General features: G+C 69.2%; 24 protein-coding genes. 9 read left to right on the forward strand and 15 right to left on the reverse strand.

Annotation, left to right across the window (positions count from 1 at the left end; translation table 11 throughout):
• Positions 1-12: 12 nt before the first annotated feature.
• Both WDJ57_RS09290 and WDJ57_RS09295 read right to left on the reverse strand, forming a co-directional pair.
• Complete coding sequence (locus WDJ57_RS09290) at positions 13-1,257, reverse strand: HAD family hydrolase (protein WP_338905798.1); 1,245 nt, start codon at positions 1,255-1,257, stop codon at positions 13-15.
• A 62-nt stretch (positions 1,258-1,319) separates the two neighbouring features.
• The gene (locus WDJ57_RS09295; protein ID WP_338906279.1) at positions 1,320-1,709 is read right to left on the reverse strand and encodes a DUF2391 family protein; all 390 of its coding nucleotides are present in this window, start codon (positions 1,707-1,709) and stop codon (positions 1,320-1,322) included.
• Between the two features lie 391 nt (positions 1,710-2,100).
• On the opposite strand from WDJ57_RS09295, the gene gfcR reads away from it, so the two are divergent.
• Together gfcR and WDJ57_RS09305 are read left to right on the forward strand one after the other, a co-directional pair.
• On the forward strand, positions 2,101-2,739 hold the full coding sequence (gene gfcR / locus WDJ57_RS09300; protein WP_338905799.1) for a transcriptional regulator GfcR: 639 nt from the start codon (positions 2,101-2,103) through the stop codon (positions 2,737-2,739).
• Between the two features lie 49 nt (positions 2,740-2,788).
• Positions 2,789-3,166, forward strand: a complete 378-nt coding sequence (locus WDJ57_RS09305; protein ID WP_338905801.1) for a methylglyoxal synthase — start codon at positions 2,789-2,791, stop codon at positions 3,164-3,166.
• Positions 3,167-3,199: 33 nt separating this feature from the next.
• Here the strand turns inward: WDJ57_RS09305 and pyk are convergent, their stop codons facing one another.
• The 4 genes from pyk to WDJ57_RS09325 all read right to left on the reverse strand — a co-directional run bounded on the left by pyk (position 3,200) and on the right by WDJ57_RS09325 (position 8,883).
• Positions 3,200-4,936 (reverse strand): pyruvate kinase, encoded by a 1,737-nt coding sequence (gene pyk, locus WDJ57_RS09310; protein WP_338905802.1) that lies wholly within the window; start codon positions 4,934-4,936, stop codon positions 3,200-3,202.
• Entirely contained in the window at positions 4,936-6,372 is a 1,437-nt protein-coding gene (locus WDJ57_RS09315; protein WP_338905803.1) for an aldehyde dehydrogenase family protein, read from the reverse strand. Before WDJ57_RS09315 ends, pyk begins: the two co-directional genes overlap by 1 nt.
• Positions 6,373-6,696: 324 nt before the next feature.
• Positions 6,697-7,767 (reverse strand): HTH-type sugar sensing transcriptional regulator TrmB, encoded by a 1,071-nt coding sequence (gene trmB / locus WDJ57_RS09320; protein WP_338905804.1) that lies wholly within the window; start codon positions 7,765-7,767, stop codon positions 6,697-6,699.
• A 54-nt stretch (positions 7,768-7,821) separates the two neighbouring features.
• Positions 7,822-8,883, reverse strand: coding sequence for a glucose 1-dehydrogenase (locus WDJ57_RS09325; protein WP_338905805.1), 1,062 nt, complete (start codon positions 8,881-8,883; stop codon positions 7,822-7,824).
• A 94-nt stretch (positions 8,884-8,977) separates the two neighbouring features.
• On the opposite strand from WDJ57_RS09325, the gene WDJ57_RS09330 reads away from it, so the two are divergent.
• The 7 genes from WDJ57_RS09330 to WDJ57_RS09360 all read left to right on the forward strand — a co-directional run bounded on the left by WDJ57_RS09330 (position 8,978) and on the right by WDJ57_RS09360 (position 18,096).
• A complete protein-coding gene (locus tag WDJ57_RS09330) occupies positions 8,978-10,222 on the forward strand; it encodes an HAD family hydrolase (RefSeq protein WP_338905806.1) in 1,245 nt (414 codons plus the stop codon).
• A gap of 6 nt (positions 10,223-10,228) precedes the next feature.
• Positions 10,229-11,137 carry a dihydrodipicolinate synthase family protein gene (locus WDJ57_RS09335; protein ID WP_338905807.1) on the forward strand — a complete coding sequence of 303 codons (909 nt, stop codon included), beginning with the start codon at positions 10,229-10,231 and terminating at the stop codon, positions 11,135-11,137.
• A 67-nt stretch (positions 11,138-11,204) separates the two neighbouring features.
• Positions 11,205-12,440, forward strand: coding sequence for a mandelate racemase/muconate lactonizing enzyme family protein (locus WDJ57_RS09340; protein WP_338905809.1), 1,236 nt, complete (start codon positions 11,205-11,207; stop codon positions 12,438-12,440).
• The gene (gene kdgK1, locus WDJ57_RS09345; RefSeq protein WP_338905811.1) at positions 12,437-13,390 is read left to right on the forward strand and encodes a bifunctional 2-dehydro-3-deoxygluconokinase/2-dehydro-3-deoxygalactonokinase; all 954 of its coding nucleotides are present in this window, start codon (positions 12,437-12,439) and stop codon (positions 13,388-13,390) included. Before WDJ57_RS09340 ends, kdgK1 begins: the two co-directional genes overlap by 4 nt.
• Positions 13,391-13,681: 291 nt before the next feature.
• Positions 13,682-14,497, forward strand: a complete 816-nt coding sequence (locus WDJ57_RS09350; protein WP_338905813.1) for an ABC transporter ATP-binding protein — start codon at positions 13,682-13,684, stop codon at positions 14,495-14,497.
• Complete coding sequence (locus tag WDJ57_RS09355) at positions 14,494-16,161, forward strand: hypothetical protein (RefSeq protein ID WP_338905814.1); 1,668 nt, start codon at positions 14,494-14,496, stop codon at positions 16,159-16,161. The genes WDJ57_RS09350 and WDJ57_RS09355 overlap by 4 nt, the downstream gene beginning before the upstream one ends.
• 102 nt (positions 16,162-16,263) lie before the next feature.
• Positions 16,264-18,096 (forward strand): PAS domain-containing protein, encoded by a 1,833-nt coding sequence (locus tag WDJ57_RS09360; protein ID WP_338905816.1) that lies wholly within the window; start codon positions 16,264-16,266, stop codon positions 18,094-18,096.
• A 39-nt stretch (positions 18,097-18,135) separates the two neighbouring features.
• Here WDJ57_RS09360 and WDJ57_RS09365 read toward each other — a convergent pair whose 3' ends face one another.
• The 9 genes from WDJ57_RS09365 to WDJ57_RS09405 form a co-directional block, all read right to left on the reverse strand.
• Positions 18,136-18,492 (reverse strand): rhodanese-like domain-containing protein, encoded by a 357-nt coding sequence (locus WDJ57_RS09365; RefSeq protein ID WP_338905818.1) that lies wholly within the window; start codon positions 18,490-18,492, stop codon positions 18,136-18,138.
• Between the two features lie 41 nt (positions 18,493-18,533).
• Positions 18,534-19,070 carry an NUDIX hydrolase gene (locus tag WDJ57_RS09370; RefSeq protein ID WP_338905820.1) on the reverse strand — a complete coding sequence of 179 codons (537 nt, stop codon included), beginning with the start codon at positions 19,068-19,070 and terminating at the stop codon, positions 18,534-18,536.
• The gene (locus tag WDJ57_RS09375) at positions 19,067-19,504 is read right to left on the reverse strand and encodes a hypothetical protein (protein ID WP_338905822.1); all 438 of its coding nucleotides are present in this window, start codon (positions 19,502-19,504) and stop codon (positions 19,067-19,069) included. The genes WDJ57_RS09370 and WDJ57_RS09375 overlap by 4 nt, the downstream gene beginning before the upstream one ends.
• Complete coding sequence (locus WDJ57_RS09380) at positions 19,504-19,917, reverse strand: DUF5809 family protein (RefSeq protein WP_338905823.1); 414 nt, start codon at positions 19,915-19,917, stop codon at positions 19,504-19,506. The genes WDJ57_RS09375 and WDJ57_RS09380 overlap by 1 nt, the downstream gene beginning before the upstream one ends.
• Before the next feature lie 24 nt (positions 19,918-19,941).
• Complete coding sequence (locus WDJ57_RS09385) at positions 19,942-20,355, reverse strand: DUF5810 domain-containing protein (protein ID WP_338905824.1); 414 nt, start codon at positions 20,353-20,355, stop codon at positions 19,942-19,944.
• 31 nt (positions 20,356-20,386) lie between these two features.
• Positions 20,387-20,851: a ribosomal protein S18-alanine N-acetyltransferase gene (gene rimI / locus WDJ57_RS09390; protein WP_338905825.1), complete on the reverse strand. Its 465-nt coding sequence runs from the start codon at positions 20,849-20,851 to the stop codon at positions 20,387-20,389.
• Positions 20,852-21,171: 320 nt separating this feature from the next.
• Positions 21,172-23,892, reverse strand: a complete 2,721-nt coding sequence (locus WDJ57_RS09395; RefSeq protein WP_338905827.1) for a valine--tRNA ligase — start codon at positions 23,890-23,892, stop codon at positions 21,172-21,174.
• Positions 23,893-24,070: 178 nt separating this feature from the next.
• Entirely contained in the window at positions 24,071-24,409 is a 339-nt protein-coding gene (locus tag WDJ57_RS09400) for a HalOD1 output domain-containing protein (RefSeq protein ID WP_338905828.1), read from the reverse strand.
• Positions 24,410-24,532: 123 nt separating this feature from the next.
• Entirely contained in the window at positions 24,533-25,549 is a 1,017-nt protein-coding gene (locus WDJ57_RS09405; protein WP_338905829.1) for a C-terminal binding protein, read from the reverse strand.
• Positions 25,550-25,626: the final 77 nt, after the last annotated feature.

Below are 25,626 nucleotides of genomic sequence, written 5' to 3' on the forward strand. Positions count from 1 at the left end.
CTGCTTTTCGTCTCAATCGAGTCCGGCGAGCAGCCGCATCGCGTAGGCGGTCCGGAGCATCTCGGCGGCGTCGCCGCGGTCGAACAGCAGTTCGTCCGTCGCGGCGACGTGGTCGAGGACGTCCCGCGATGCGTGTGTGGGTGCGGCCGCGATGCCGGCGTCGGTGTCGGCGGCCCACTGCATGACGCGGAGGTCGCTCTTGGAGTCGCCCATGACGAGGGCGAAGGGGTCGTCGATGCCCAGCACCTCCAGCGCGGACTGCACGCCGACGACCTTGTTGAGTTCGAGCGAGCCGATTTCGGCGGCGTCGGCCTCGTAGTACGCGACGTCGATTCGCTCGAAGACCGTGGCGACAGCATCGGGGACGTCAGCGGCGTCGACGGCCGGTTGCGCGCCGGTCGCGGCCAGCACGTCCCGGATTTCGGGGTCCTGGTCGGCGTAGTACGCCCGGGCGAGAGCGGCTGCGTCGACGTCAGCGCCGACGACGTCGGCGACGGCGTCGCCGAGGAGGTCGAGGAGGTAGACGAGGGCGTCGTCGACGACGTCGTGTGCGTCGTCGCTGCCGGTTTCGAAGTTTGGTTTGAGGGTGACGTTGAACTCGTTGCCCTGGAGGTGACAGCCCCGGCGGATGTCCTCGGGGGCCTCCGAGAGGACGCGCGAGCGGACCTGGCCGAAAATCGCCTGGACGTCCTTGTCCAGCGTCTCGTAGAGGAGTTGCTTGGTGTCGGCACCGTGGCCGGGTGTGAAGACGCCCGTCCCCGCTTCGTAGACGATGCTGACGTCGCCGGAGTGGACCATCTTGCTGCCCAGGCCCTGGATGAGAAAGCCCTTGACGTTCTCCAGGGTCTGTCCCGTGCAGATGACGATGGGGACGTCTGCCTCGTGGAACCGGGTGAGGAGGTGCAGCGTCTCGCGGGGAATCTCGTTGTCCGTGTTGCCGGCCGAGCGCAGCGTCTCGTCGACGTCCAGCACGAGGACGTTGATGCCCCGGTCGTGTTTCGTGTAGAGGTCCAGCGCGGCGAAGGCCTGCTCGCGCGTCGCGAGCGCCGCCAGGTCCGCGTAGGTCCCGCCGAGGTGCGGGAACGCGTCGCGTATCTCCTCTTTCCGCTCGTCGAGTTCGTCGCGCGCACGCTGCCACTGGTCGAGGGCGACGCGGGAGTCGACGGGTGGAAAGAGGTCGACGAACTCCTGGTAGGCGCGCAGCGTCCCGGTGTCGAACTCCTCGTACAGCCGATACAGCAGGTCGTACCGTTCCATGGGGTATCGCACGTGCGGCGGTCATATAGTCGCTCGCCGCCGAGCGGGCGAAGCGCCGCCGGCTACAGCACCGAGTCCGCGGTGGCCGCGCCGACGACGCTGAAGATAGCGCCGATGGAGATGGCCTTCAGCGTGGTCGCCGGCGTCGCCCCGAAGGTCTCGGGAGCGTTGAACACGAACGAAAGGAGTGTCACGGAGAAGTAGGCGATGAACAGCAGCGAGACGAAGCGCAGCGGCAGCCCGGCGATGGACTCCTCCCGCTCGACGTCGCGGTCCCGGTCGGCCCTGTAGAGGGTCGCGTACCCGATGACGACCACCATGACGACGGTGATGCTCCACTGGAGCCAGTCCATCCCGGCGGCGAGGTTCCAGACCTCCTCGGTGACGACGAACGGGGCCGAGAGGAGGAACCCGCCGACGAGTTGCTGGACCAGGTCGTCGAGCCCGAATATCCGACCGCCGGTGTACCTGCCGAGCGTCGCGATGGTCTGCCGGATGACCCGGCGCTCCTCGGTGGAGTCGGCCGCCTCTTCGAGTTCCTCCAGGTCGTCGATTAGCTCCTCGACCTCGTCCTCGACGTCGTCCGGGTCAGCGGGGTCGGCGTCCACGACCGCCCGTTTCTCGCTCACGACCGGACAGTACACCACCGAGCCCTAAAACAGTCGAGGATGGGTGGCCGTCCCGGTGCCCGGGAGGTGCTGTCGCGTGGACGAGTGCGGAACTCGCGGTCCCCACGACGTCGGGACGGTGGCGAGCGGACGGCCGGCGACGACGGCGCGCCGGCCGCTGGCGTGCCTGTGAACCCGACGAAACTACAATAACGCCAGCCCGCCAGTGCAGTGTATGAAGAACGTCGACGACCTCATCGAGGGTGCGAGGGAACTCTCCGAGCGGGGATTCTCGAAGGGCGAAATCGCGGACGAACTGAACGTCTCGCGGGAGACGGCGAGCTGGCTCGTCCAGCGCAGCGACACCGCGGCCACGACCAGCCAGGAAGCGGAGCCGCCGAGCGGACCGCACGACATCCACGTCGACTGGAGCGCGCTGGGGCGTGACTCCGCACGGCTGGCCTACGCCGGCATGGCGATGGCCGACCTGCTCTCGAAGCAGGGCGAGGCCGTCGACCTGACCGTCGGCATCGAGAAGGCCGGCGCGCCGCTGGCGACGGTGGTCGCGCGCGAACTTGACACCGACATCGCCGCCTACGCGCCCCGGAAACACCAGTGGGAGGAGGGCGACATCGAGGACCTGCAGGGGAGTTTCTCGCAGAACTTCGCGGACATCCGCGACCGGGAGTGCTACGTCGTCGACGACACCATCACCAGCGGGACGACGATGCGCGAGACCATCGAAGGCATCAACGAGCGCGGCGGGACCCCGGTCGCCTGCGTCGTCCTCGTGGACAAACACGGCACCGAGGAGATAGCCGGCGTCCCGGTGTACTCGCTGATTCAGGCCATCCGCGTCGGCAACGCCGAGTGAGCGGGGCGAGCGGCGGCGGCTTCAAGGGGCTGGGGCGTGTCTACTGTCCATGCGCCTTGCACTCATCGCACACGACGACAAGAAACCGGACATGATAGACTGGGCGACCGAACACGAGGCAGTCCTCGCGCGCAACGACCTCATCGCGACGGGGACTACGGGCGGCCGCCTGAACGATGAGACCGGGCTGGAGGTGACGCCGAAGGAATCCGGGCCGCTGGGCGGGGACCTGATGATAGGCTCGGACATCGTCACCGACGAGTGCGACGCCGTCATCTTCTTCCGTGACCCGATGACCGCACAGCCCCACGAGCCCGACATCTCCGCACTGTTGCGCATCTGCGACGTCCACGGGGTCCCGCTGGCGACCAACCGCGCGAGCGCGACGGCCCTGCTCGACGGCCTGGCGGCGGCCGAATCGGTCTAGCTGGGAGGACGAAAAGTGAACAGAGAGACAGCGTCAGCGCTCGGCGACCTCTGACTCGTAGACGACGCCGCGGTCGCCGTCGACGGTGACGACGGTCCCGTCGGGAATCGACGCCGTGACGCCGCCGACCATCGGCACGCCGAGTTCGCGGGCGAGCATCGCCGGGTAGCTGGTCGTCCCGTCGTCGGCGGCGAGGATGCCGGCGATTGCCGAGAGGTCGCCGCTGAACTCGCCGTCAAAGTCGGCCGGGACCGACAGCACCGCGCCGTCCGGACACTCCGCGATGTCGCCGTCGGTCGGGGCGAACACCGGCCCCGCGGCCCGGCCGCCGGCGACACCGCGGCCGCTGGCGAGAATCTCCGCCGCCAGGTGGACCTTCATCGTGTTCGTCGTGTTCGCGCCCTCCAGTTCGGTCATCATCCCCGCGAGCACGACCACCGTGTCGCCGCTCGCGGCGATGCCGGCGTCGATGGCCGCGGTCGCGGACTGCTCGATGAGTTCGGCGGCACCGCCGTCGGGCGACGGCTGGTACCGGGGGGTGACGCCCCACAGCAGCGCGAGGCGACGGCGGACCGACCGGGTCGGCGTCACCGCCACGACCGGCACGGCCGGCCGGTACTTGGCGACCTTGTGTGCCGTGTAGCCGGACTCGGTGACCGTGACGATTGCTTCCGCACCGACGTCGCGCGCGAGATAGCGCGCCGACCGCGCGATGGCGTCCGTCCGCGGTTCCGCGGCCGGCGGCACGCGGTGTTCCCGGGACTCGGCGTACTCCTCGCTGTCCTCGACGTCGCGGATGATGCGCGCCATCGTCTCGACGACGCGTACCGGGTGGTCGCCGACGGCCGTCTCGCCGGAGAGCATCACGGCGTCGGTGCCGTCGAGGACGGCGTTGGCCACGTCGGAGGTCTCGGCCCTGGTCGGCCGCCGGGCGTGGACCATCGAGTCGAGCATCTCGGTGGCGGTGATGACGGGAATGCCCACCTCCTGTGCCCTGCGGATGATGCGCTTCTGGATGAGCGGGACCTGCTCCAGCGGGCACTCGACGCCGAGGTCGCCGCGGGCGACCATCACGCCGTCGGCCGCGTCGAGTATCCCGTCGAGGTTCTCGACGGCCTCGGCGCGCTCTATCTTCGCGACGACCGGGATGTCGGCACCGAAGGAGTCCAGCACGGCGTTGACGGCGTAGACGTCCTCGCCGGACCCGACGAAACTCGCGGCGACGTAGTCGACCTCCTCCTCGGCCGCAAGCCGGAGTTCCTCGCGGTCGCTCTCGTTGACGACCTCCAGACCGAGGTCGACGCCGGGGACGTTGACGCCCTTCCGTCCGCCGAGTTCGCCGCCGGAGTCGACGTGGACGACGACCTCCTCGCCCTCGACGCGCTGGACCGTCGTCTCGATGCGGCCGTCGTCGAGCAGGATGCGGTCGCCGGGTTCGACGGCCGAGAGCGACTCCGAGAGCCCCACGACCTCGTCGTCGACCGTCTCGCCCACGACGAGGCGGCGCTCGCTGCCGGCGGGCAGGTCGACCGGTTCCGACAGCGGGGCCGTCCGTATCTCCGGCCCCGGCACGTCGAGCATCGTGGCGACCGGCTCTCCGGCCTCCTCGCTGACTGCCCGGATGCGGTCGATGACCGTCGCGCGGTGGTCGGTCGTGCCGTGGCTGGCGTTCAGGCGAGCGACCGACATGCCCGCCTCGACGAGACCCGCGATGGTCTCCCTGCTGTCCGACGCGGGCCCGAGCGTGCAGACGATTTTGGCTCGGTGCATCAGAGGATGATGCTCTTTCGCTCGACGAACGACTCGATTGTGTACCCGATGCCTTCCCGGCCGATGCCGGAGTCCTTCGTCCCGCCGAAGGGAATGTCCCCGAGTCCGTGACTGGGCGCGCCGTTGATGCGGACACCGCCGGCCTGGAGCTTGTCGGCCATCCGCATCGCGCGGTCGTAGTTGGCGGTGAAGACGGCCGCGTCGAGGCCGAGGTCGCCGCCGTTGGCGATGGACAGCGCCTCTTCCTCGTCGGCGAAGGTGGTGACGACGACGACCGGACCGAACTGCTCCTCGTGGACGATGCGGGCGTCCTGGGGCACGTCCGCGAGCAGGGTCGGCTCGACGAAGCGGCCGTCGCGCTCGCCGCCGCGGACCAGCGTCGCGCCGCGGTCGACGGCGTCCTCGATGAGTTCCATCACCCAGTCGGCCTGGGACTCGGAGATGAGCGGGCCGAGGGCCGTCTCCTCGTCGAAGAGGTCGCCCGGCTCCCAGCCGTCCATCTGGGCGTCGACGCGCTCGACGATCTCGTCGTGGACGTCCTCGTGGGCGAGCACGCGGGAGACGGCGGAACAGCGCTGGCCCGCGTACTTCAGCGAGCCGCTCGTCGCGGCCGCGGAGACCGTTTCGAGGTCGGCATCGGGGAAGACGACGGCGGGCGCGTTCCCGCCCAGTTCCATGTGGAGTTCGACCATCCCGCTGACGGAGGCGACGTGCTTGCCGGCCCCGGAGGAGCCGGTCATCGCGATGGCGTTGAGCCGGTCGTCGCCCGCGAGGACGTCGCCGATGTCGCTCGCGCGGCCGGGGACGAACCCGAAGGCACCGTCCGGGAGGTCGGGTGCCGCCTCGACGATGATTTCCGCCAGGAGCGCGCCGCTGACCGGCGTCTTCGTCGCCGGCTTCAGGATGACGGCGTTCCCGGCGGCGAGTGCGGGCGCGACCTGCAGCGCCGTCGTCGAGAGGGGGTAGTTGTACGGCGTGATGCAGAGCACGGTCCCGACCGGTTCCTTGCGCACGACCGCCCGCCAGCCCTCGTGGCCGTCGGTGGTCCCCTCGATGTAGTCGCCGTCGAGCGAGCGGGCCTCCTCGGCAGCGCGTCGGAACCGCTCGGCCGCGGAGTCCACTTCGCCGCGGGCGCTGCTGATGGGTTTGCCGGCCTCGCGCACGATGACGTCGGCGAGTTCCTTCTTCCGGGCCTCGATGCCCTCGGCAATCGACAGCATCCAGTTCGCCCGCTGGACCACCGTCGTCTCGCGCATGGCGACCTCCGCCTTCTGGGCGGCCGCCAGCGCCTCCTCGGCGTCGGCCGGTGTCGCCGCGGCGACGCGCGCGAAGGTCCCGCCCTCCGCCAGGTCGGTCACCTCGATGTGGTCCGTCGTCGGCGTCCACCGCCCCTCTATGTACAGTTCCTCGCTGTTCGATACGGGATTCACAGCCATACGAGCTAGTACGGGCGCAAGTACAAAAAATTTACTCACAATAGAATAAAGATGTTCGAGGCGAGTCGGAGGACGACGAGAAGCGGCCCCAGACGCGGTCTCACGGTCGAAACCCGGCGCTGGCAGGAATTACCGGAGCGGGGAAATCGGAATCAGAACCCGTGACCTCCCGGCCCGGTGGAGGGGAATCGCTGCGTCCGGCCGGCGGCTCTGGACTGTCGGGAGAACGGCAGCGAGGAGAGCGACGAGGGCGATGCCATCAGACGCCGAACGGGGACGGTCCGGGCCGGTCGGCGCGCTCGGCCGCGGCGACGGGCAGAGAGGTTACGACGCGTCGCTCGCGTCGAGGTCCGGCGGGGAGTCGCGGTCGACGGCCAGTTCGTAGGCCTCGATGTCCTCCAGGGCCGCCGCCTGGCCGCCGACGTCGACCGTCTCCCCGCCGACGTCGAGGGTGATGGCGGCAGTCTCGCGGGTGGTGCTGACCGAGATGTCGACGACAGGACCCTGGACGGTCCGGTACTCGCCGGACTCGACGTCCCGGCCCCGTACGGACGCGTAGAACGTCCCCTCGCTGTTGCTGATGTCCCTGACACACCGGCGGATTGTCGCGTAGCGGCGGGGGAACGGGCGCTCGTTCCGGCTCTCGACGAGCGTCGTGGCGGAAGGCCAGACGACGGTGTTCAGGAAGCCGAGGACGAGAAAGCCCAGTTCCGAGCGGTTGAAGATGACGCCGTAGTCGTCGCCGTCGCTCTGGAGCGCCGTCCGCGTCGTGTAGACGGAGTAGGTGCCGTCGGCGACGGCGACCACCGGCGTGGTGAGTCCGCGGCGAGCGCGCGCGACGGCTGCGACGCGCGTGTAGTCGAACTCGTCCGCCCCGGGAACGTCCGCGGCGGGGGAGAGGAGGAGTTCGATGGTGACGCCGGCGTCGCGCTTGGCGGCCAGGTCGTCCTCGAAGCGGGCGAGCAGGTCGGGCGTCAGCGAGAGGACGAGTTCGTACTCGGCGTGGTCGACGACGTCAGCGAGGTACCGGAGGATGGTCTGGCGCGACGTGACCAGCGAGACGGCCTCGGCGTCGCGAGAGGGAGCCATGTACTGCTGTTCGAGGTCCTCGACGAGGTCGTCGAGCGTCGTCCGGACGTTCCCGAAGGCCTCCGCCGGGTCGATGGCGAGGACCTCCAGCGGGCGGGAGTCCCGGAGTTCGACGAACCCGTTGTCGGCGAGACTTCGGACGGTGTCGTACACGCGGGGCTGGGGGATGTCCGTCCGTTCGGCGATTTCCGAAGCGGTGAGTTTCCCGTGCCGGAGGACGGCGAGGTACGCCTCTATCTCGTACTCCCCGAAGTCGAAGCGCTCGCCGAGGTGTGCGAGGTTCCCGGAGAGTTCCTCGTTGGCCATGTCAGACACTCGGAGCGATTGCTAAAAGAGTCTGTCCACTGTGGACCAGGAGGGTCATGGCGAGTCGAAGGCCACGGCAGTCTTGATGGTGGCATCGCCGCGTTCGAAGGCCGCAGCGAAGTCGTCGACGGGTGCGACCGTGGTGACGAAGTCGTCCAGGAACCACGACGGGAGGGCCGCCAGCGTCTCGATTGCGGCGCGGAAGTGCCGCGGACCGGAGTTGACGCTGCCGACGACCGCCTTGTTGTTCATCACGAGTTCCTCGTGGAGGCGGCCGCCGTCGACTTCGAACTCCCAGGGGTCGGGGACGCCCAGCAGCGCCGCGACGCCGTTGGGTGCGAGGGCCTCGATGCTCTCGAAGGCGTGTTTCGCGTAGCCGGTCGCCTCGTAGACGAGGTCCGCCGGTTCGTGGACCGACGGTATCTCCGGCACCGGCGTCTCGCGGGAGTCGACGTAGGTCCCGCCCAGTGACTCGACGATGTCGATGGTCGGGTCCGGGCGGTCCCGCCGGCCGAGGCAGTACACGTCCATCTCGTCGACGAGCATCGCGACGGTCACCAGCCCGAGCGAGCCGTTCCCGAGGACGAGCGCCGTCTCCGGATCCCACGTGAACGACGACCGGGAGGCGCGGGCCAGTTCGAGCGCCTTCTCGGAGATGCTGATGGGTTCGACCAGAAAGCCCCACGACGCGAGTTCGTCGGGGAGGGGAACGAGACAGTCGGCGGGGCTGGTGAAGTACTCGCTCATGAACCCGTGAGCCCCGTCGATGCCGCGTTCGACGGTCGCCTCGGGCGGGGCCATGTCGGCCTCGCCGCGCTCGAAGTACTCGTTGGGTCCCGACGGCGGCGGTCGGCGGACCGTCGGGACGACGACGTCGCCGCGGTCGAGGTCGGTCCCGTTGGGGTCCTCGACGACGCCGACGGCCTCGTGTCCCAGCACCAGGTAGTCCTCGCCGGCCGGCATGCCGCCGTGGTGACCCGCGATGACCTCGTGGTCGGTGCCGTCGACGCCGACCCGGAGCGTCCGCACCAGCGCCTCGCCCGGCGCGGGGTCGGGGCGCGGAACGTCGAGCAGTCGGGGCCGGTCCGCGCCCGCCTCGATAGCGATGGCGTCCATGTCGTTCCCTCTCTCCCGGATGGAAAAATATTTACCGGTTTCCGAGTAAATAGTTATAGAGACGCGATTGCGAGTCACTCCGATCGCCCGACCCATGGAACGCTACGACCTGCTGTACCGGCTGTACGAGGAGTTCGACACGGACAGGCTCCGTGCCTACCAGGAGTTCGTCGACCTCTTTCCACCCGTCGACTCCCGTGTCGCCCTCGACCAGTGGCACGACGCCAGCACCGAACTGGACGAGCTGAAGGGGGACGTCAGCGACGCGTTCCCGAACGTCGGCGAGACGTTCGCCACGCTGGCGAGCCACGCGACCCGGAACCAGGCGTTCAACGCGCTGGACCTCTACACGAAACACGGCCGCGGCATCAACGTGCTCGTGCTCGACGTCGACGAGACGCTGCGCTCTGCGGGTAATACGGACAACGAGATTCCCCGCGAAACCCTCCATCTCCTCACCCGATTCCACGACCGGGGAATGCCTATCGTCATCTGCACGGGGCAAACCTTAGAGAACGTCAAGGGCTTTCTCATCCAGGGCCTGGGTAACGAACTCGTCCACTCCGGCGACATCAGCATCGTCTACGAGGCCGGCACCGGCGTCTTCACGCCCGGCCACGGTGCCGACACCAAGCAACTCCTCTACGAGGGCCTCGACGACGAGATACGCGAGGTGTTCAGGCGCGTCCGCTCGGGCGTGCTCTCGGACGCCCCCGAGGACCTCCGCCGGGGCTGTCACCTCCAGGGCAACGAGTTCAACGTCACCCTCAAGCCCAACTTCGAAACCGGCAGCGACGACGCGCGCGCCGTCATCGACGACGCACTCGTCTACCTCCTCGACCTCGTCGAATCCAGCGTCGCCGGCGTCGTCGGTGCCGAGGAGGACGTAGCGGGATACGCACGCGCCTACTACGGGCAGACGGACCCGGAGATTCACGACGTGCTGGCGGCGCTGGACGAGCGGGCGGACGTGGGGGCCGAGGCAGTGCCCGAGGCGTTCCGCGCGCTGTTCGAGCGCATCGACGTGGCCTACTACGAGGCCGACGCCGCCGAGGTCGGGTCGCTCGAACTCAACAAGGTCGCCGGCGTCGAGAGCGCCTTCGACGTGCTGGGCATCGACGACCCCTTCGCTCTCGTCATGGGCGACTCCAAGAGCGACCTCCGCGTCATGCAGTGGGTCGACGACCACGACGCCGGCATCGCCGCAGCACCCGACCACGCCTCACAGCACGTCCTCGACCACGTCACCGCCACCGACAGGCTCGTCTTCGACCGCGGCGACGCCGCCGAGATGCTCCGGACCGCGTTCGCACTGACCCAGTTCGCCGACCTCGACTGAGTACACATGACACCCACATCATCCGACACGACAGCCTCGCCCGACGTCTCCGGCGTCGTCCCGCCGACGGTTACTGCCTTCGACGGTAACGGCGACGTCGACCCGGACGCCACCGCCGCCCACGCACAGTTCGTCGTCGACGGCGGCGCGAACGCCGTCTTCCCGCTCGGGACCAACGGCGAGTTCGCGCTGTTGACCGCCGGGGAGCGCCGCCGGGTCGTCGAGGCAGTCACCGACGCCGTCGACGTCCCGGTCATCGCGGGCGTCGGCGCGCCGAGCACGCGCGAGACGGTCGCCAACGCCGAACACGCGGCGTCGGTCGGCGTCGACGGCGTGGTCGTCGTCACGCCGTACTACTACCCGCTGGACGAGGAAGGCGCGGTCGCACACTACCGCTCGGTCGCGGCGGCCGTCGACGTCCCGGTCTACGTCTACCACATCCCGAGCAAGACCGGCAACGAACTCTCGCTGGAGACGCTGGGGCGGATAGCGGCCCTCGACGGCGTCGCCGGGCTGAAGGACTCCTCGAAGGACGTCCCCTGGCTCGCGCAGGCTATCGACGCCAATCCCGACATGGACTTCCTCGTCGGTTCTGACTCGTTGCTGTTCGCCGGGCTCGAACTCGGCTGCACCGGGCTGGTCAGCGCCGTCGCCAACGTCTTCCCCGAACTCGTCGTCGACCTCTACGACGCCTACGCGGCCGGTGACGAGGACGAGGCCCAGCGGCTCCAGTCGACCGTCTTCGACGTCCGGTCGGCGATGAAACGCGGGCCGTACATGGCCGGCGTCAAGACCGCGCTGTCGCTGCGCGAGACGGACTTCGACGTCGGCGGACTGCGCGCGCCGCTGCGCACGATGGACGACGCGCAGCGGGCGGCCCTGGAGACGGACCTGCGGGAACTCGGAGTGCTGTGAGGACCACGGAGACGGAGCCCATGAGTACACTGTCAACCCCTAAGTCGATGGACGCGGAGGGTAGCGCATGAGCAGAGACTACGGGTCCTTACACGACCCGAACGCGGAGTACACGATGCGGAACCTCTCGGGGGAGACGATGGGCCTGACGGCCTCCCGGGGGCCGCGCGACGTCGAGATAACCGACGTCCAGACGGCGATGGTCGACGGGAACTTCCCGTGGACGCTGGTGCGGGTGTACACCGACGCGGGCGTCGCCGGCACCGGCGAGGCCTACTGGGGCGCGGGCGTGCCGGAGCTAATCGAGCGGATGACGCCGTTTCTCGTCGGCGAGAACCCGCTGGACATCGACCGCCTGTACGAACACCTCGTCCAGAAGATGTCCGGCGAGGGCTCCGTCGAGGGCGTCACCGTGACGGCCATCTCGGGCATCGAACTGGCGCTGCACGACCTCGCCGGGAAGCTGCTGGAGATTCCCGCCTACCAGCTACTGGGCGGGAAGTACCGCGACGCGGTCCGGGTGTACTGCGACTGCCACACCGAGAGCGAGGCCGACCCCGAGGCGTGTGCCGACGAGGCCGAACGGGTCGTCGAGGACCTGGGCTACGACGCGCTGAAGTTCGATCTCGACGTGCCCTCCGGTCACGAGAAGGACCGGGCCAACCGCCACCTGCGGCCGGGCGAGATACGGCACAAGACGAGCATCGTCGAGGCGGTGACCGAGCGGGTCCGCGACCGGGCCGACGTTGCCTTCGACTGTCACTGGACGTTCTCCGGCGGCTCCGCGAAGCGACTGGCCGCGGCGCTGGAAGACTACGACGTCTGGTGGCTGGAGGACCCCGTACCGCCGGAGAACCTCGACGTGCAGCGGCAGGTCACCGAGTCGACGGTCACGCCGATTGCGGCCGGCGAGAACCGCTACCGGGTGACCGAGCACCGCCGCCTGCTCGAAGACGGTGCCGTCGACATCGTCGCGCCCGACCTCCCGAAGGTCGGCGGGATGCGCGAGACGCGGAAGATAGCCGACGTCGCCAACCAGTACTACGTCCCGGTCGCGATGCACAACGTCGCCTCGCCGGTGGGGACGATGGCGAGCGCGCAGGTCGCGGCCGCCATCCCCAACGCGCTGGCCGTCGAGTACCACTCCTACGAACTCGGCTGGTGGAGCGACCTGGTGGAGGGCGAGGTCATCGAGGACGGGTACATCCAGGTCCCCGAGGAGCCGGGGCTGGGCGTGACGCTCGACATGGACACCGTCGCCGACCACCTCGTCGACGGCGAGGAGCTGTTCGACGAGGCATGACCGGGCTGGTCACCTTCGGGGAGACGATGCTGCGCCTGTCGCCGCCGCGGGGCCAGCGCCTCTCCCGTGTCGACGGGTTCGACGTCCACGTCGGGGGCGCGGAGAGCAACGTCGCCGTGGCGGCGGCGAACCTCGGCGTCGACAGCGCGTGGTGCTCTGCGCTGCCCGACACCGCCCTCGGCGAGCGCGTCGTCCACGCCCTCCGCGGGGAGGGCGTCGAACCGCTCGTGACCTGGACCGACACCGGCCGCGTCGGGACCTACTACCTCGAACGCGGCGGTCGCCCCCGCGGGCAGACCGTCGTCTACGACCGGGGAGAGACGCCAGTCAGAGAACTCGCGCCCGACGACCTCCCGCTGGCGCGGGTCCGCGACGCCGACCGGTGTTTCGTCTCCGGCATCACCCCCGCGCTGTCCGACCAGCTCGCCGAGACGACGGCCCGACTGCTCGAAACCGCCGCCGATGCGGGCGTCGCGACCGCCCTCGACGTCAACTACCGGTCGAAGCTCTGGACGACCGACGCGGCCAGGGAGACGCTGACGGGGCTGTTCCCGCACGTCGACGCGCTCTTTGTCGCCGAGCGGGACGCCCGGAGCGTGCTCGACTGCGAGGGGGACGCCGAGGCGGTCGCAGCGGGCCTCGCGGACGACTACGGCTTCGAGACGGTCGTCGTGACCCGCGGCGAGGCCGGCGCGCTCGCGGTCCACGACGCTGTCCACGAGCAGGCGGCGTTCGAGACCGACACCGTGGACCCGGTCGGCTCCGGCGACGCCTTCGTCGGCGGCTACCTCGCGCACCGCCTGGACGGCGGGACCGTCCCCGACGCGCTCGCGTACGGAGCCGCCACCGCGGCGCTCAAGCGGACGATGGAGGGCGATATGGCCCGGGTCATCCCCGACGAAGTGGCCGCGCTCGTCGCGGACGGCGAGGACGGCGGCATCGACCGATAGGCGACGGAACACCGTTCCAGTGGACCAGATGCCCACCGGGGACCAGAGCGGGACCGGACCGTGGGCGACGCGCGGTGCGCGGCACTTTTCTCCCTGGGTCACCGAGAGTACGCCGGTGGCGATGACGAGACGTTACCCCCGCTCAGCCCCTTGTGATGATACCTCTCCACCGAGCCACCACCGCTCAGCGCGACGGAGCGTAGCGGGAACCGGTATATAAGCCGTACGACGAGTTGCACGGCTGGCAGCCGGACTCGTAGGTTGAAGTACATATCCGCCGTACGGACGGGTATGAGCGAACAGATACCCGACCAGCACGCCGCACCCGACACGTCGGGCGACGAGCCCCTCGCAATCGAGACCGACGGGTTGACCAAACGGTACGGGGACGTGCTGGCGGTCGACACCCTCCACCTCGCCATCCCGGACGGCACCGTCTACGGCTTCCTCGGGCCGAACGGGTCGGGCAAGACGACGACGATGCGGATGCTGACGACGCTGACGCGGCCCACGGCGGGGTCGGCCCGCATCGTCGGCGTCGACATCGGCGACCGGGACGCGCTCATCGACCACGTCGGCTACCTGCCGGAGGAGCCGCCGCTGTTCGACGAACTGACCGGCCGCGAGCAGTTGCGCCACGTCGCCGCCCTCCACGACGTGCCCGGCGAGGTGGCCGACGAGCGCATCGCCGACTACCTGGAGCGGTTCGACCTCGAAGACGCCGCCGACCGGCGACAGAAGGGCTACTCGACAGGGATGCGCAAGAAAATCGGGCTCATCCAGACGGTCGTCCACGAGCCGACGGTGCTCTTTCTCGACGAGCCCACGTCGGGGCTGGACCCGCGGGCCGCCCGGACGGTCAAGGACCTCATCGCCGACCTCTCCGCCGACGAGACGACCGTCTTCCTCTCGACGCACATCCTCTCGGTCGTGGACGAACTCGCCGACACCGTCGGCGTGCTCAACGACGGTCGCCTGGTCGCGGAGGGGTCGCCGACGGAACTCAAGCGGCGGGCCGAGCGCGGCGAGAGCAGCAGCCTGGAAGACGTGTTCCTCTCCGTGACGGCCGACCACGCCGAGGAGGAGGTCGGCGGAGAGTCGCGATGAGCGCCCTGAACCACGTCGTCCGCCTGGCGCGCATCGACGTGACGCGGATGTTGCGCAAGCACACCGACCGGAGCGAGAGCGCCGGGCGCGTTATCTCGACGGTGGTGTTCGGGCTGGTGCTGGTCGTCGCGACGCTGGCCAGCGCGTACGGGGCCTCCCGGCTCGGCGCGTCGCTGGTCGCCGGCGAACTGAGCGACGTCGCCGCGAACGGCATCGTCGCTGCGCGGGGTCTCGTCGCCGTCTTCGGCGTGATTGGCTCCGTCGTCGTCATCGTCCGTGCCATCGGCCAGCGCGGGACGCTGACGAACGCCGAGGGCGTCCTGACTATCGTCCCGACCCGGCAGGCGCTTTTGGGGTTGCTGCTCGCGGAGTACGTCTACGTCCTGCTGTGGCTCGGCGGCCCCGCGCTGGGCATTGGCGTGGGCCTCGCGGTGGGCACCGGGACGGTCTGGCCGGCGCTGACGGTGCCACTCGGCGTCGCCGCCGTCGCCGTGCCGATCGTCGCCATCGGCTACCCCCTCGGCCTGGGCCTGCGCCACTTCGTCACTCGCTTCGCCTTCGTCGCGCGCAACAAGGGCCGGCTCATCGTGCTGGTGTTCGCCGTCTACTTCGCGCTGGTCGCGACGGGGTCGCTGAACGCCGCCGTCGTCCGCCTGTTCGAGCCGCTCCAGGCGTCGCCGACCGGCTGGTTCGCCGACCTGCTGTTCCTGGGCACGCCGACGCTGTCCGCGACGCCGGTGCGTGCCGTCGGTGCCGTCGGCGTCGCGCTGGCACTCGGCCTCGCCGGCACCGTCGCCGGGACGCGCGTCGCCGAAGCCCACTGGTTCTCGGACCCGGCGCTGGCCGGCGAACCCGAACCCGAGACGCCCGCGGAGGCCGCCGAGCCGGGGCTAGAGCGCCGTCTCGCCCCGGTGCTGGGCGTCCCGACGGCCGCGCTGGTCGTCCTAGCGTGGCGGCGGGCGATTCGCGCGCCGATGAAGCTCCTCTACGCCGCCTATCCCCTCTTTTTCGCCGTCGGGATAGTCGCGGACATCCTCCAGACTGGCGAGGTGCCGCCGTACCTGCCCGTCGGGACGCTCGTCTTCGTCACCTGGGCCGCCGGCGTCATCTTCACGCTGAACCCGCTCGGCGACCAGGGGGCCGGCCTCCCGTCGACGCTTCTCAGCCGGGTCGACGGCCGGCGGTTCGTCCACGCGCACCTGCTGGCGAGTCTCATCGTCGCCGTCCCGCTGGGGCTCGCACTGACCGCCGCCGCGGCGCTGGTCAGCCCCGTCGACACCGAGACGACGCTGGCGCTGGTCGTCGCCACGCCGGTCCTGATGGCCGTCGCCAGCGCGCTGTCGGTCGGCATCGGCATCGCCTTCCCGCGGTTCGAGGCCGTCAACATCACCCGTTCGATGGAGACCGTCATCCCGAGCCTGCTGGCGTTCGCTCTGTTCACCGTCCACCTGGTCGGGACTACCGCGGCCCTCGCAGTCGTCTACGACGAGGGCGTCCGTGCCACCGCCGCCTTCCTCGTCAGCTGGCTCCTGCCCTTCGGCCTGACCGTCGGCGCGGAGACGCTGTTTCTCGTCGCTGCGGCCCTCTTGGCCGGTCTCGTCGCCGCGCCGCTCGTCTCTTACCGCTACGCAGTCCGGCGGTTCGACACCTACACGCTTGGGTGAACCGCCGCGACGGGACACGCTGGACCGTCGCCGCCGGCGGCCCGGCAATCGAGCGGAAACTGCCCAAATTGTTATCAACCGGTTTCGTGTTAGAAACATATAATGAGTGAGCGCCCGCCGGCCACGGTCCGGGTCCTCCACGTCGACGACTCCCCGGACGTCGCCGAGACGACGGCCGAGTTCCTGACGCGGGAGGCCGACCGGCTGGCCGTGGAGACGGCGACCAGCGCTGGCGAGGGGCTGGAGCGGCTGGCAGCGGGCGAGTTCGACTGCGTCGTCAGCGACTACGACATGCCCGGGCAGAACGGCATCGAGTTCCTCGAAGCCGTCCGGGAGCGCGACCCCGACCTCCCCTTTATCCTCTACACCGGCAAGGGCAACGAGGAGGTCGCCAGCGACGCCATCTCGGCGGGCGTCACCGACTACCTCCAGAAGGGGAGCGGGACGGGACAGTACGCCGTCCTCGCCAACCGCATCGAGAACGCCGTCGACCAGTACCGCGCGGAGCGCGACGCCGCAGAGAGTCAGCAACGGCTTCGGGAAGTCGCAGAGAGCACGACCGACTGCCTCTGGATGTTCGACGCCGACTGGGAGGAACTGCTGTTCGTCTCCGGGTACGAGTCGGTCTGGGACCGGCCCACAGAGCAACTCCGCGAGGACCCGCGGGACTTCCTGGAGGGGGTTCACCCGGCACACCGCGAGTCGGTCGAGCGGGCGATGGCGCAGCTCTCCGACGGCGAGTCCATCGACGTCGAGTTCCGCCTCCTGGACGGTGCGGACGACCCGACGTGGGTCTGGGTCAAGGGCCACCCCATCGTCGACGACGAGGGCGCGGTCGTCCGGGTCGTCGGGTTCACGCGGGACGTCACCGAGCGCAAGGAACGGGAGCGGCAACTGGCGGCCATCATCGAGAACGCCGACACCGCGATATACGTCAAGAACCGCGCCGGGGAGTATCAACTGGCCAACGAAGCGCTCGCGGACGTCTTCGGGATGGACGTCGATGAGATACTCGGCAAGCACGTCTCGGAGGTCTTCGACGGGGAGAGCGCGGACCGGAGCCGCAGCGCCGACCGGCGCGTGATGGAGTCGGGCGAACCGGAGACGGAGGAGGTCGTCCGGACCGTCGACGGCGAGCGGCGGGTGTTCCTCAGCAACAAGTTCCCCTACCGCGACGCCGACGGGGCCATCGTCGGCGTCATCGGGCTCAGCCGCGACATCACCGACCGCAAGGAGCGCGAGCGCGCGCTCGAACGGCAGAACGAGCGTCTGGAGGAGTTCGCCAGCATCGTCAGCCACGACCTCCGGAACCCCCTGAGCGTCGCCGACGGACACCTGGAGCTGGCCGCCGCCGACTGCGACAGCGACCACCTCGACCGCGCGGCGAACGCCCTGGACCGCATCGGGGCGCTCGTCGACGACCTGCTGACGCTCGCCCGGGAGGGCGAGCAGGTCAGCGAGGTGGGGCCGGTCGCGCTCGGCGAACTGGTGGCGAAGTGCTGGCAGACCGTCGAGACCGACGGCGCGACGCTCGCCAACGAGGCCGAGGCGACGGTACTGGCCGACCCCTCCCGGCTCCAGCAGCTCCTGGAGAACCTCGTCCGGAACGCCGTAGAGCACGGCTCCGCGAGCAGTCCGCCACAGCAGACCAACGGTGAAGGTGACCGCGGGGACGTCCGTGTCACCATCGGGACCCTCGACGGCGGCGCGGGCTTCTACGTCGCGGACGACGGCCCCGGCATCCCGGAGAGCGACCGCGACCGCGTCTTCGAGAGCGGCTTCTCGACCTCGGCGGAGGGGACCGGCTTCGGGCTCGCCATCGTGCGGGAGATCGCCGAGGCCCACGGCTGGACGGTGACCGTCACCGACAGCGACGACGGCGGCGCGCGCTTCGAGATTACCGGCGTCCAGTCCGCGCCGGCACAGGAACAGTAGCGAGTCAGGGCCAGTCCCGTCGACCGCCTTCCGACCCGCTCAGAACGGGGCGTCGGGACCCTCGTCGGCACCGGCAGGTTCGGCGTCACGCTCCAGTGGCCCCTCCCACGCCGTCAGGCCGCCGCGGAGGCTGTCCACGCGACCGTCGAATCCCTCGTAGGCAGAAATGAGCCGGGCGGCCTTGATGCTGGCCTGGCCGTGCGGGCAGACGGTGACGACGTGGTCGGCCGCCGCGACGTCCTCGACGCCGAGCGTGAGTTCCGCGAGCGGGAGGTTCACGCTGTCGGGGATGTGCCCGCGCCGGAACTGTTCGGGGTTGCGGATGTCAACGACCAGGGGCTCGTCGTCGCTGTCGAGTTTGGCTTCGAGCCGGTCGGGCTCGATTTCGCCGTCCATGTACCGTCACTCGGCGTCCGTGAACAAATTGCTAACGGACCTCAGAGCAGGCCCTCGACCTGCGCGAGCAGGACGCCCTCGATGGTGGCGTCGTTGGTCGGCTGGCGGCGGGCCACGTCGAGGGCGTCCTCGATGGGGACCGTCTCGACGGTGAGGAACTCGTTGGAGTCGCGGTCGACGGCGACGGGTTCCAGCCCCTCCGCGAAGACGATGCCCCGGCGGTGGCGCAGGACGCCCGTCGAGACCCAGAACTCCTCCAGCAGCGAGACGCCAGCGGGGTCGAACCCCGTCTCCTCGCGGAGTTCCCGCGCGCCGGCCTCGGTGAAGGACTCGCCGTCCTCGACGATGCCCGCGGGGAGTTCGAGATGTTGCTCGCGGATGGCCGGGCGGTACTGCTCGACCATGATGAGTTCCTCGTCGGTGCGGGCGACGATGACGACGGCCGGCGGGAGCGCGGCCCAGTAGTACTTCTTCTCGGTGCCGTCGGGCTGTTCGACCAGGTCGTAGCCGCCGTCGTACCAGCCCGTCTCGTACTCCGTCTTCGACTCGATGATGGGCCAGTCGTGGTCGTCGCTCATTGTGTCTCCTGTGTCACCGCGAGCAGATACACCGTGCGGTTGTCGTGGACGTACACGCCGTCGGCGGCGGTCGCACGCGGGTTCTGCTCCTCCAGCGCGCGTATCTCGTCGAACGGCGAGTGAGTGAACGTCTCCTTAAGGCCGGTCGGTCCCCGCCAGTACGGGTCCGAGCGCCCCGTCTCGTTCGCGCTCACGTCGGCGTCGCCGACTGCCGCGTACGTGAAGCGGTACCGCTGCTCCTCCAGCGCGGTGACGTTGACGGGTGTCGCGTCGTCGCCGACTGTGGCGTTGGGGCCCTCCCACTCGCCGACGGGCGTCGCGGTCATGTGGTAGGGGTCGCCGCTCTTGAGCAGTCCGGGGACGGCACCGAGCGCGAGCAGGAGGCCGAGAACGGCGAGGACGGCGAGAATGAAGTTCCGGGTCCGCCGGCGCATCAGACCACCTCGCGGTAGATGCGGCCGAAGGCCTGCCGGCGCAGCGTCGAGACGGCGGCCTGGCGCTCGTCCTGGTAGGTGGCTGCGACGGCCTCGTCGCCGAAGCCAGGGACGTGCCAGACGACGTTGTCGACGTGCTCGCTCCCGAACTCCGCGACCGAGCGGTCGGTGTCGGCCAGCCAGTCCTCGTACTCCGCGCGGGTGCCGACGCGGACTTCCAGCAGCGAGGCAAAGAGCGCGTCCCGCGCCGTCTCGATGACCTCGCCGGTGACGCGGCGGTCGTACTCCTCGGCGTCGAACGACATCGCCCGGGTGGTCTCCCTGACGACCTCCTGTGCCGTCGGTCCGACGCCCTCGTACCACTCGCGGGCATCGGCGGCGGTGTCGGGCGTGAACAGCCCCTCTGTGTCCATACACCCCGCTTGGTGTCGGGAGCCCTATTCGGTTTCGGAGTCGTCCGCGTCCTCGCGGCGCTTCGCGGTCAGTTCCCGGGCCTCCGCAAGCACGTCCTCGGCGTCGGCCACCTCCGCGTCGTCGAGTTGCGCGCGGGCCTGCTCCAGCATCGCGTCGGGCACGTCGCCGCCCTGGCCGCCACCTGTGCCGTCGCGACCCTCCCCGTGGTCGTGCTGGCCGGTCGTGTCCTCGAACACCTGTGGGTACTCCATCTCGTCGGCGTGGTCGCGGAGTGCGTCGGCCAGCGTCTCCTCGTCCAGCGACTCCCACTCTGGAACGGTCTCGTCGAGCCAGTCCTCGTGGTCGCCGCCGCGAGCCAGCGCGGTAAAGGCGAGGTGGTTGGCGAGGTGGACCGCGTCGGCCTGCGGGTCGGCACAGACTGGACAGGCGTATCCCATACTGGTGACAGGCGACAGACAGCCAAAGGAGTTACTGGTCGCGGACGAGCACGAGGGCGTCCTCGCCGTCGCTGTAGTACCGGGGCACCGTCCGGCGGTGGACGAAGCCGTACTGGCAGTACAGCGTCCGGGCGCGGGTGTTGGACTGCCGCACTTCGAGTTTGACCGAGCCGACGCCCTGCGCCGAGAGGACGCCCAGCGCCCGCTCCAGGAGGCCGGCACCGATACCCTCGCCGCGGCGGTCCTCGCGGACGGCGATGTCCTTGACGTGCCCCAGCGGTCGGCCGTGGTTGGGGACGCTGTCGGCGACGACGTAGCCGACGACGGCCCCGTCCTCGGCGACGAGAAAGCCCGGTTCGTCGAGGTACTGCTCGAAGGCTGTAAAGGGCCACGGCTGCGGGAACGAGCCCTGTTCGATGCGGTGGACCGCGAGCAGGTCCGCACGCTCGACGGGGCGGATGTGCAACCCCTCGCCGGGCGGTGCGACGGTCGTCACAGAACCCGGTACGAACCCGACGTACAAAGGAATACTGCCCACCAATACCCGCGAGCAACTGTCTGGATGTTGTCAGTCGCCGGCGCGGAGCAAAGCCGAACGTATCAGGGACCTACGAGAACACAAGCTTGATAATTATCAGGTGCAAAACTGAGAACGCACCCGTTTGGGTGCCACCCCCCCAACTTCCCCCCACCCCCACCTACAATTCCCTCTTTCCGCGTCAGTCTCACGCTCCAGCAGCCGCTTCTCGACGCCAAGTGCCGGACGGAAACCGACTCGCGAGCGACTGAATCCCTCTGGACAGAACGGCCCCTTCGTCAGGGGTAGATGAGCACGGTCGCGCCGTCGGATTCGAGGACGACGACCTCCTCGCCGCTCTCCGCGCGGTGTTCCTCCCGGACGTCGACGGCGTCGCCGGGGACGAGCGCGACTTCTCGCGGGCTGGGGGACGGCTCCGCCGTCCCGTTCGAGGCGGCTTCGCCGCCTCGCGACCCGCTCGACTCTTCCGAGGCGCTCTGCGCCTCGCTCTCCTCGCCCAGGTCAACTTCTATCTCCCCGCCGTGAGCCTTCTCGGCCGCAATCTCGGCGGGGTCCATCGCTTCCAGCGCCCCGACGACCGCGCCGGCCTGGTCACGGAACTCCGGCCCGATGACGGAGTGGTCGATATCGATGTCGACCGGGACGAGTTCGACGCTGGGCCGTCCCTCGCGGACGTGGACCGGGCCGTTGACCGCCTCGGAGAGGTCGTAGGTGTCGACCGCGGCCTCCGGCGTCTCGTCGGGGTAGACCTCGACCTTCGAGAGGTCGGCGTTCAGCGCCATCCCCTCGTCGGACTTCCAGCCGCGAATCGTCGAGGCGACGTCTGCGATGAGGTCGCCCGCGGCCTCGCCTTCCTCGTCGACGGCGTCGAGCGTCGGCCACTCCGTGGCGTGAATCGAACCCTCGGTACTGGGCAGGGCGTGCCAGGCCTCCTCCGCGAGGAACGGCGCGAATGGCGCGAGCATCCGTATCGAAGCCGACAGCGTCTGGAACAGCGCCTGCCGGGCGGCGTCGCGCTCGCCGGGGCGGCCCTCGTAGAGGCGGCCCTTGATGAGTTCGAGGTAGTCGTCGGCCAGGTCGTGCCAGACGAACTCGCGCAGTTCGCGCAGGGCGGCGTCGAAGCGGTAGGCGTCCATGTGCTCGGCGACGTTGTCAGCGACGCGCGAACAGCGCGAGCGAATCCAGCGGTCGACGTCGCGGTAGGCCGGGTCCGAGAGCGGTTCCCGGTCGGCTTCGAGATGCTGGCCCGCGAAGCGGGTGATGTTCCACACCTTCGTCTGGAACCGCGAGGCCGACTTGACCTCCTTCCACTGGAACTGGATGTCGCTGCCGGGCTGGCCGCCCAGCGCCATCGCCTGCCGGAAGGCGTCGGCGGAGTACTCCTCGACGACCTCCTCGGGCTGGACGAAGTTGCCGCGGGATTTGGACATCTTGTTGCCGTCGTCGCCGAAGACCATCCCGTTGACGAGAATCTCGTCCCACGGAATCTGGTCCTCGATGGCGGCGGTCCGCAACAGGGTGTAGAACGCCCACGTCCGGATGATGTCGTGGCCCTGCGGGCGCAGTGCCGTCGGCTCGAACTCCGCCTCGGGCCACCCGCGGACGAAAAGCGGCGTGATGGAGGAGTCCATCCAAGTGTCCATCACGTCGGTCTCGCCGCGCCAGTTGTCGCCGTCACATTCCGGGCAGGCGCCGATTGCGGGTTCGTCCTCGGTCGGCTTGACCGGCAGTTCGTCCTCGGTGGCGATGTGGGTGTACCCGCAGTCCTCGCAGAACCAGGCGGGGATGGGCGTCGCGAAGACGCGCTGGCGGGAGATGACCCAGTCCCACTCCATTCCCTCGGTCCAGTCCTCCAGGCGGTCGTACATGTGCTCGGGCACCCAGTCGACGTCCTGTGCCGTTTCGAGAATCTCGTCCTGGCGGACCTCGACGAACCACTGTTCCTTCGAGAGAATCTCGATGGGCGTGTCACACCGCCAGCACTGCCCGACGTTCTGGGTGGTTGGTTCGGAGCTGTTGAGCGAACCCTCGGCGTGGAGGTCCTCGACGATCTCCTCCTTCGCCTCGTCGATTTCCAGGCCCGCGTACTCGCCAGCCTCGTCGGTGAGACGGCCGTCCTCGGTGAACACCATCCGGAGGTCGAGGTCGTACTCGGCCCACCAGTCGACGTCCTGCTTGTCGCCGAACGTACAGATCATGACCGCGCCGGTCCCGAAGTCGCCGTCGACGTCGTCGTCGGCGATGAGTTCGACCTCCTGGCCGAAGATGGGGACCTCGAAGGTGTCGCCGATGCGGTCCTCGTAGCGCTCGTCGTCGGGGTCGACGGCCATCGAGACGCAGGCCGCCAGCAGTTCCGGTCGGGTCGTCGCGATCTCGATGTCGTCGTTGTCGATGCCGTCGAAGGTAATGTAGTAGAGCGTGCCGTCGACGCCCTCCTCGGTCTCGACCTCGGCGTCGGCGATGGCGGTCTCACAGCGGGGACACCAGTTGACGGGGTGTTCGTCCCGGTAGACGTAGTCGTCGTCCGCCATGCGGACGAACGAGCGCTGGGTCTCGCCCCAGTAGCTGTCGTCCATCGTCTTGAACTCGTGGTTCCAGTCCTGGGAGAACCCGAGCGTGTGCATCGTGTCCTTCATCGCGTCGATCTGCGATTCGGTGTGCTCGATGCACATCTCGCGGAACTCCTCGCGGGGGACGTCCGTGCGGTGGATGCCCTCGTTCTCCTCGACTTTCACCTCGGTCGGGAGGCCGTGGCAGTCCCAGCCCTGCGGGAAGAGCACGTCGTCGCCCTGGAGGCGGTGATAGCGCGCGGCGAAGTCCATGTAGCACCACCCCAGCGCGTTCCCGATGTGGAGGTTGCCGGTCGGGTACGGCGGGGGCGTGTCGATGACGTAGTCCGGTTTGGTGCCCGCAAAGTCGTAGACGTCCATCTCTCGCCACTCCTCGCGCCAGGTCTCTTCGACGCTGTCGGGGTCGTAGTCGTCTGGTATCTCACTCATAGTTCATGCTCGACTGTGGTACAACATCGGCTGGGCGGCGAAGAGGGTCCAAAAACGACGAGGACCGGACTCACGCGGACCGCTGTACTACCGACGTGACCACGTCCATACGCGATGGGTGGAGTGTCGCCTGTATAAATTTTCGCTTCACGGACCGCCGGGGGGACGACGTACCCGTTCAGCCGCTCGATATCGAGTTCTTGACGTTCAGAAGCGTCACCTGTCCCTGCTGGTTCAGCCTGACGCGATGGCCCGCGTAGGAGAATTCGATCTGCATCTGTGCCTCCTGTGCTGGCGGGTGCTCGAACAGCCGCTCGACGAAGTGCCCGACTTGGGTGTAGAACGGCGGCAGTTCCTCTATCTCCCGGCCGTCGACGTCGGCGATGAGTTCCAGCAGGTCGTACTCCGCCGTCTCCGGGTCGGGGTCGATGTCGGCGCGCAGGATGTCCGTCCGGGCCTCGTCCTCACCCTCCGCCTCTGACGAGTCGTCGTCCGCCGACGCTGTATCCTCCGGCATACTCGAACTGTCGGCTGGCGCATTTATGAGAGTAGTTCCCAGCCGCTGTCGGACTACGTGAGAGACAGTAGCCCGTGTGATTCCGGTCGCTGACCACTTGTAGCGAACCAGACCGCAGCCCGGTCAGTCGGCCCCGACCGGTCCCGAAGCGACGGGGTGTTCGGGCTCGACGCCCGTGAGTACCCGGCGGACGTCCTCCGCGACGGTCCGGTTCAGGCGCTCCCTGGCGTCCGCGGAGTACCAGGCGGTGTGGGGCGTCACCACGACGTCGTCGCGACCGCACAGCGGGTTGTCCTCGTCCGGGGGTTCCACCGCCAGCACGTCCAGCCCCGCGGCGGCCACTTCGCCGGCGGCCAGCGCCTCGGCGAGCGCGCGCTCGTCCACGATACCGCCGCGGCCGACGTTGACGACGACGGCGTGGTCGGGCAGGCGCTCGAACGCCGCGGCGTCGAACATCCCCCGCGTGTCCTCGGTCAGCGGGGCGTGTATCGACACCATATCCGAGTCGGCGAGCAGCGTCTCGAAGTCGACCCGCGTCGCGCCGGCGGCCTCGACGGTCCCGTCGTCGACGTAGGGGTCGTAGACCAGCACGTCGAACTCGAATCCCCGGGTGAGGTCGACGACGCGACGGGCGGTGTCACCGAAGGAGACCAGTCCGAGCGTCGACCCGCGAATCCGGGGCTGGGGCCGGTCGGTGCGCCAGTTCCACTCCCCGCCGCGGACGTCGCGGTCGTGGGCGGCGACGCCCCGCCGGCAGGACAGCAGCAGCGAGACGGCGTGGGTCGCCACCTCGTCGACGCCGTAGTCGGGGGCGTTCGTGACGGTGACGCCCGCCGCACGGGCCGCGTCGACGTCGACGTTGTCCAGGCCCATCCCGGCGCGGGCCACAACCTCCAGCGAGTCGAGGTCCGCCACGACGTCGGCCGGGAGCGGGCTGTTGACGTCGAGAATCAGCGCCGCCGCGTCGCTGGCCCGCCGGCGCAGCGTCGCCTCGTCGGTCGTATCGACCGCGTCGATTGTCACGCCGACGTCCGAAAGATGGTCGGCGAGGATGCCGACGTCGACGAACGGCGTGTCGCTGACGACCACGTCGGCCGTCGTCTCGTCGCTCGACTGTCCCGTCTCGTTCGATTCGGTCACGCCCTCGCTAGGGACGAGAGAGTCTTAAGGTTGCGTCCGGTTCTCAGCGGCCGGGAAACCCACCAGAGACCGCCAAA

This window comes from Salinibaculum sp. SYNS191, from assembly GCF_037338445.1.
GTDB classification, from domain to species: domain Archaea; phylum Halobacteriota; class Halobacteria; order Halobacteriales; family Haloarculaceae; genus Salinibaculum; species Salinibaculum marinum.

Excerpts from the sequence above, each read along its gene's own strand:
- WDJ57_RS09360 (WP_338905816.1), top strand. The coding sequence starts at position 16,264 with ATGAGTGAGCGCCCGCCGGCCACGGTCCGGGTCCTCCACGTCGACGAC.
- WDJ57_RS09385 (WP_338905824.1), bottom strand. The coding sequence starts at position 20,355 with ATGGGATACGCCTGTCCAGTCTGTGCCGACCCGCAGGCCGACGCGGTC.
- WDJ57_RS09290 (WP_338905798.1), bottom strand. The coding sequence starts at position 1,257 with ATGGAACGGTACGACCTGCTGTATCGGCTGTACGAGGAGTTCGACACC.
- WDJ57_RS09365 (WP_338905818.1), bottom strand. The coding sequence starts at position 18,492 with ATGGACGGCGAAATCGAGCCCGACCGGCTCGAAGCCAAACTCGACAGC.
- WDJ57_RS09370 (WP_338905820.1), bottom strand. The coding sequence starts at position 19,070 with ATGAGCGACGACCACGACTGGCCCATCATCGAGTCGAAGACGGAGTAC.
- WDJ57_RS09355 (WP_338905814.1), top strand. The coding sequence starts at position 14,494 with ATGAGCGCCCTGAACCACGTCGTCCGCCTGGCGCGCATCGACGTGACG.
- WDJ57_RS09375 (WP_338905822.1), bottom strand. The coding sequence starts at position 19,504 with ATGCGCCGGCGGACCCGGAACTTCATTCTCGCCGTCCTCGCCGTTCTC.
- WDJ57_RS09380 (WP_338905823.1), bottom strand. The coding sequence starts at position 19,917 with ATGGACACAGAGGGGCTGTTCACGCCCGACACCGCCGCCGATGCCCGC.
- WDJ57_RS09335 (WP_338905807.1), top strand. The coding sequence starts at position 10,229 with ATGACACCCACATCATCCGACACGACAGCCTCGCCCGACGTCTCCGGC.
- kdgK1 (WP_338905811.1), top strand. The coding sequence starts at position 12,437 with ATGACCGGGCTGGTCACCTTCGGGGAGACGATGCTGCGCCTGTCGCCG.
- WDJ57_RS09350 (WP_338905813.1), top strand. The coding sequence starts at position 13,682 with ATGAGCGAACAGATACCCGACCAGCACGCCGCACCCGACACGTCGGGC.
- gfcR (WP_338905799.1), top strand. The coding sequence starts at position 2,101 with ATGAAGAACGTCGACGACCTCATCGAGGGTGCGAGGGAACTCTCCGAG.
- WDJ57_RS09330 (WP_338905806.1), top strand. The coding sequence starts at position 8,978 with ATGGAACGCTACGACCTGCTGTACCGGCTGTACGAGGAGTTCGACACG.
- WDJ57_RS09325 (WP_338905805.1), bottom strand. The coding sequence starts at position 8,883 with ATGGACGCCATCGCTATCGAGGCGGGCGCGGACCGGCCCCGACTGCTC.
- WDJ57_RS09340 (WP_338905809.1), top strand. The coding sequence starts at position 11,205 with ATGAGCAGAGACTACGGGTCCTTACACGACCCGAACGCGGAGTACACG.
- WDJ57_RS09400 (WP_338905828.1), bottom strand. The coding sequence starts at position 24,409 with ATGCCGGAGGATACAGCGTCGGCGGACGACGACTCGTCAGAGGCGGAG.
- trmB (WP_338905804.1), bottom strand. The coding sequence starts at position 7,767 with ATGGCCAACGAGGAACTCTCCGGGAACCTCGCACACCTCGGCGAGCGC.
- pyk (WP_338905802.1), bottom strand. The coding sequence starts at position 4,936 with ATGCACCGAGCCAAAATCGTCTGCACGCTCGGGCCCGCGTCGGACAGC.
- WDJ57_RS09305 (WP_338905801.1), top strand. The coding sequence starts at position 2,789 with ATGCGCCTTGCACTCATCGCACACGACGACAAGAAACCGGACATGATA.
- WDJ57_RS09395 (WP_338905827.1), bottom strand. The coding sequence starts at position 23,892 with ATGAGTGAGATACCAGACGACTACGACCCCGACAGCGTCGAAGAGACC.
- WDJ57_RS09315 (WP_338905803.1), bottom strand. The coding sequence starts at position 6,372 with ATGGCTGTGAATCCCGTATCGAACAGCGAGGAACTGTACATAGAGGGG.